The sequence below is a fragment of the Streptomyces botrytidirepellens genome (assembly GCF_003721215.1).
Taxonomy (GTDB): Bacteria; Actinomycetota; Actinomycetes; order Streptomycetales; family Streptomycetaceae; genus Streptomyces; species Streptomyces himastatinicus.
In genome coordinates, this window is the sequence record NZ_RIBZ01000630.1 from 1 (window position 1) to 4,844 (window position 4,844).

Sequence of the window (4,844 nt, forward strand, 5' to 3'; positions counted from 1 at the left end):
CCGCCGGGCCCGGCTGGTCGGCGGCGCCCGCACCCGGCGCGGGCAGCGCACCGGACGCCGCCGACCGGCCGTACTTCTACCTGGAGGGGCGGCCCGGCACCGTGCTCCAGGACAAGCTCTCGGTCACCAACAAGGACCAGCGCCCCCGCACCCTCCGGCTCCGGAGCGAGGGCGCCCAAGGAACGTGGCTCGCGTTCGCCGACCGCACGGTGACGGTTCCGGCGCGCACCCGCGCCGATGTCCCCTTCACCGTCACCGTGCCGCCCGACGCGGCGCCCGGCGACCGCTCCGGTGCGCTCGTCGTCACCGGCGGCGGCCACCGGACCGGCGTACGGATGCATCTGCGGATCAGCGGGGCCACGCTGTCCGCGCTCTCCGTCGAGGACGTACGGGTCGTACGGACCGGGGGCGGCGGCGGGGCGGACATCCGCTACGCCGTCGTCAACCGCGGCAACACCGCGCTGACGCCACGGCTCGCCGTACGCGCCGACGGCCTCTTCGGCGCGGTGTTGCGCCGGGACGCCCGCACCCTCCCCGTCCAGGTGCCGCCGGGTAAGCGGGTGCGGCTCACCGAGCGCTGGGCGGACGCCCCCGCCCTCGACACGGTGGACGTGAGACTCACCGTCACCGCGGGCGGCGGGGCGCACGCGGCGGCCTCCGCCACGTACACCGCCGCCCCCGGGTGGCTGCTCGCCGCCGCGGCGGCCGCGGCGCTGGGCGCGGTGGGCGGTGGCGGCACGTGGCTGTTCCGCAGACGCAAACGGAGCCGGATGGGCGGCACGGAGTCAGGAGCGAGCACATGAACGCCCGTACGCACCACCGTCGGTACGCCGGGCTGCTGGCCGCCCTGCTCACCGCGCTCGCCCTCGTCGTACCGCCCCCGGGCCCCGCCGCCGCGGCCGACGACGGCCCGGCCGTGACGGTGTCCCGGGAGCAGGCGGGTACCGGCGGCACGATCACCGTGAGCGGCACCGGCTGGCGGCCGCGCGCCCTGCTCACCCTGCTCATCTGCGGTCAGAACATGATCGGTGGCACCAACTCCTGCGCCAACGCCGAGGGCAGGGCGGTGACCACCGGAGCGGACGGAACGTTCCACCGCAAGCTGCCGGTCGCCGAACCGCCCAAGCCGTGCCCGTGCGTCGTCCATGTCGCGACGGTCACCGGCGAAACCGCCGCCGCGGACGTGGCGTTCAAGGTCGCCGGGCATCCCGTCGCGCCCCTGCCCGAGCAGCGCACCGGCGGTGAGCGGCTCAGCGTGCTCTCCGCTCGCCTCGACGGCTCCAGCGGGCTGCTGACCTGGTTCGGCGCGCCACCGCAGCGACGGCTCGTCGTCACCGTCGGCAACCTCGGCTCGACCGCCGCCCGCGATCCGGTCTTCCAGGTGGGCACCTCGCACGGCGTCTTCGCCCCCGACTGGGAGGAGCAGCAGTGGCGGGGCACCCTCGAGCCGGGGAAGAAGGCGCAGGTCAAGCTGCCCGTCGAGCTGTCGGCGGGCGCGCATGGCGACTATCAGGTGTCGCTCAAGTACGGGCGCAAGGTGCTCGTCGAACAGCCGTGGGGCGTGGGGCGGCCCTGGGGCGTCACCCTCTTCTGGATCCTGCTGTGCGTCGTCGTCCCGGCGGCGGTCTTCCGCATCGGCATGGCCGTCGTGGACAAGGTACGGCCGCGCACGCCGCCAGCCACCAAGGCCACCCCGGCCACCGCCCCCGCCGCCGCGGCGGGGGGCGGCACCGCACTGCCCTGGTTCACCCCGGACACCCTGCCGGGGACACCGACGCACCACCTTTCCGCACCGTCCGAGGAGAACCGACCGAACCCGAAGGGAACGACGTGAGGACGCAACGAAGAGTGAGTGCGGCCGCCGTCGCACTGCTGCTCGGCGGTGCGGGCGTGCTGCTCGGCGCGAGCACCGCATACGGCGCCGAGGTCTCGTACGAGACCGAATGCCTGCCGCCGCCCATCTCCGGACTGCCCCCCGTGCAGGGCACCACGACCGTGGACGTGCAGGCCCCGGCGACGGCCAAGGTCGGCGACGAGGTCGAGGTGGTGTGGAAGACGGTCCAGGCCGCTTCCAAGAACCCGCCGATCCTCGACCTGGAGGAGAACACCGTCAAGCCCACCGGCACGCTCACGGTGGGCGGTGCGCAGACCGGTGAACTGGCCATGGAGGGACCGCGGGAGAATCCGGCGATCCCCAAGGACAGCCCGATGAAGCTGTCGGACATGAAGGCCAAGCTGAAGCTGACGAAGACCGGCGAGGTCACGCTGACGCCCGGTGCGTACAACATCAACGTCAGCAAGCCGCTGGAGACCGACACCAAGTGCGCGGCGAAGGAGGCCGTGAAGGCAGCCGCCACCATCAAGGTGACGGAGGGCAGCACCTCGGGCGGCACCACCAGCGGGACGACGTCCGGAACCACCTCGGGAACCACGTCCGGCACCACCTCCGGTACGACGTCCGGCACCACGAGCGGAACCACCTCCGGCACCACATCCGGAACCACCTCCGGCACCACCAGCGGCACCACCTCCGGTGGCGGCGACGGTGGCGACGACTCGTTCACCGGCAAGGAGGTGCAGGTCGAGTACGCCTGCAAGACGCCCATCGGCGACAAGACCGCGACCTCCCCGGTCCGCATCGACGCCACCAAGAGCGGCGGCAGCTTCGCCCTGACCGTGAAGTTCGGCAAGTCCGTGATGGACAGCCCGGCCGACATCCCCGCGGACTCGGTCAAGCCGTCCATGGCGGTCAAGGTCGGTGGCGCGGACAAGGGCACGGTCGCCGTGGAGGGCCCGACCAACAAGGAGCCCATCAAGTCCGGTGCCCCGATCGAGATTCCGGATCTGACCGGCACCTACAAGCCGGGCGCGAGCGGCAAGTCGACGCTCACGCCGGGCGTGCTGACGGTCAAGGCGCTCGGCACGACCACCACCTGCACCCCCGCCAAGGACCCCGGCGCCTCGCTGGAGCTGGACACCACGCAGCAGCCCGGCGGCGCCAGCGGCGGAACCTCCGCCTCCGGCGGCACCGGCGCCTCCGGATCCACCGGCACCTCGGGCAGCGGCACCAGCGGCGGGCTCGCCGAGACCGGCTCGGACGACCGCGGCGGCCTCACGGCGCTCGGCCTGATCGCCGGTACGACGATCCTGCTCGGCGGTGCGATCTTCACTCTCACCCCGTGGCGCAAGCTGCGCGGCACCCGCTGACCGAGCCCGCTTCGCCCCGCCCCACACCGTGCGGCGGGGCGAAACGCTGTGCAGCAAGCTTGCGTTAGCGGGACGTTAGCCGACGCCATCTAGCCTGTGGCCTGCACGAGCGCACCGTGGAGCCGGTCAGGGACCCGCCCGGTCGCTCCCCCCACAGAGCCATCAGGAACTTCATATGGACGCCGTTCGCACCGATCCCGAACCCCCCTCCACCCCCCACGCTCCCGGGCGGCACCGGCACCGCAAGCCCAAGGCGATGAGCACGGCCGCCCGCCGCGCCCTCGTGCTCGCCGCGACCGCGCCGGTGGCCGGGGCCATGTTGGCCGGGCCGTCGTTCGCCGCAGACAAGACCGCCGCGGCCGCCACGGTCGGCTCTCCGGACGCCGCGGGGACGCTCAGCGATGCCGACCGTGCGATGGCCGCGAAGCTCGGCGAGCGCGTCAACAACCCGAGCCTGACCAACGACGGCAGCAGCGTCAGCGGCGTGGTGCTGGACTCCGCGTCGGACGAGGTGATCTGGGGCCACAACGCCTCGACCGCCCTGATGCCCGCCTCCAACGCCAAGCTCGCCACCGCCACCGCCGCCCTCGACGAGATGGGCCCCGAGCACCGGTTCACCACCAAGGTCGTGTACAGCAACGGCACCCTCACCCTCGTCGGCGGCGGCGACCGCACCCTGAGCAGCGACGAACTCGGCGAGATGGCGCGGACGGCCGTCGACGGGCTCAAGGCCGCGGGCGTGACGAACGTGAAGGTCCGCATCGACGACAGCCTCTTCCCGGAGCCCACCCTGGCCGAGGGCTGGCGGACCGACTACTACGACGACCAGGTCGCCCCCGTCCGCGCCCTGTCGGTGGACGGGAAGCTCTCCGCGGACACCGCCCTGGACGCCGGGAAGGTCTTCGCGACCAAGCTCGCCGACCGGGGCGTCACCGTCGACGGCGAGGTGACGCGCGGGACGGCGGGCGTCGGCGATGTGCCGGTGGCGCAGAAGGTGTCGCCCACGGTGCGCGAGATGGTCCGTACGATGCTCAAGACCAGCAACAACGCCATGGCCGAGACGCTGTTGCGGATGACCGCCATCGAGGCGGGACAGCCCGCCACGTTCGAAGGCGGTACGGCGGCCGTCCGGCAGGTGCTGGGCGAGCGGTACGGCATCCCGCTCGACAACGTCGTGCTGCACGACGGCAGCGGGCTCTCCCGTGCCACCCGGATACCGGCCGCCACCATCGCGGCCATCCTGGACAACGCCACCGAGCCGCGCAACCAGTACACGCTCGGGCCGATCCTGGAGGGCCTCCCGGTCGCCGGTGAGGCGGGCAGCACCCTCGGACCGGAGTACGCCCGCTTCGACGACCCGAACTCGAAGTGCGCCGTGAACAAGGTGCGGGCGAAGACCGGCACCCTGACCGGCGCGATCGCGCTCAGCGGGGTGACCCAGGGCAAGGACGGGCGCTGGAAGGTGTTCTCCTTCGTGGAGAACAACTCCACCGCCGAGAACTCCGAGATCACGGACGCCATGGACGGGCTGGCCGCCACGGTCAACGGCTGCTGGGCGTAAGAGGCGTAAGAGGCGTAAGAGGCGTAACGACAGAAGAAGGCCCGGCCCCGGAACCGACAGCATCGGTTCCGGGGCC

General features: G+C 72.7%; 4 protein-coding genes. All 4 read left to right on the forward strand.

Annotated features, from left to right (window positions below; all coding sequences use genetic code 11):
* On the forward strand, nt 1-803 hold an 803-nt coding region (locus tag EEJ42_RS34100), incomplete at its 5' end, for a COG1470 family protein (protein ID WP_123105962.1).
* Complete coding sequence (locus EEJ42_RS34105; protein ID WP_123105964.1) at nt 800-1,834, forward strand: neocarzinostatin apoprotein domain-containing protein; 1,035 nt, start codon at nt 800-802, stop codon at nt 1,832-1,834. The genes EEJ42_RS34100 and EEJ42_RS34105, both read left to right, overlap by 4 nt.
* A gap of 14 nt (nt 1,835-1,848) precedes the next feature.
* Nucleotides 1,849-3,207: a hypothetical protein gene (locus EEJ42_RS34110; RefSeq protein ID WP_123105966.1), complete on the forward strand. Its 1,359-nt coding sequence runs from the start codon at nt 1,849-1,851 to the stop codon at nt 3,205-3,207.
* Between the two features lie 175 nt (nt 3,208-3,382).
* Nucleotides 3,383-4,768 (forward strand): D-alanyl-D-alanine carboxypeptidase/D-alanyl-D-alanine endopeptidase, encoded by a 1,386-nt coding sequence (gene dacB, locus EEJ42_RS34115; RefSeq protein ID WP_425473006.1) that lies wholly within the window; start codon nt 3,383-3,385, stop codon nt 4,766-4,768.
* The last annotated feature ends 76 nt before the right edge of the window (nt 4,769-4,844 follow it).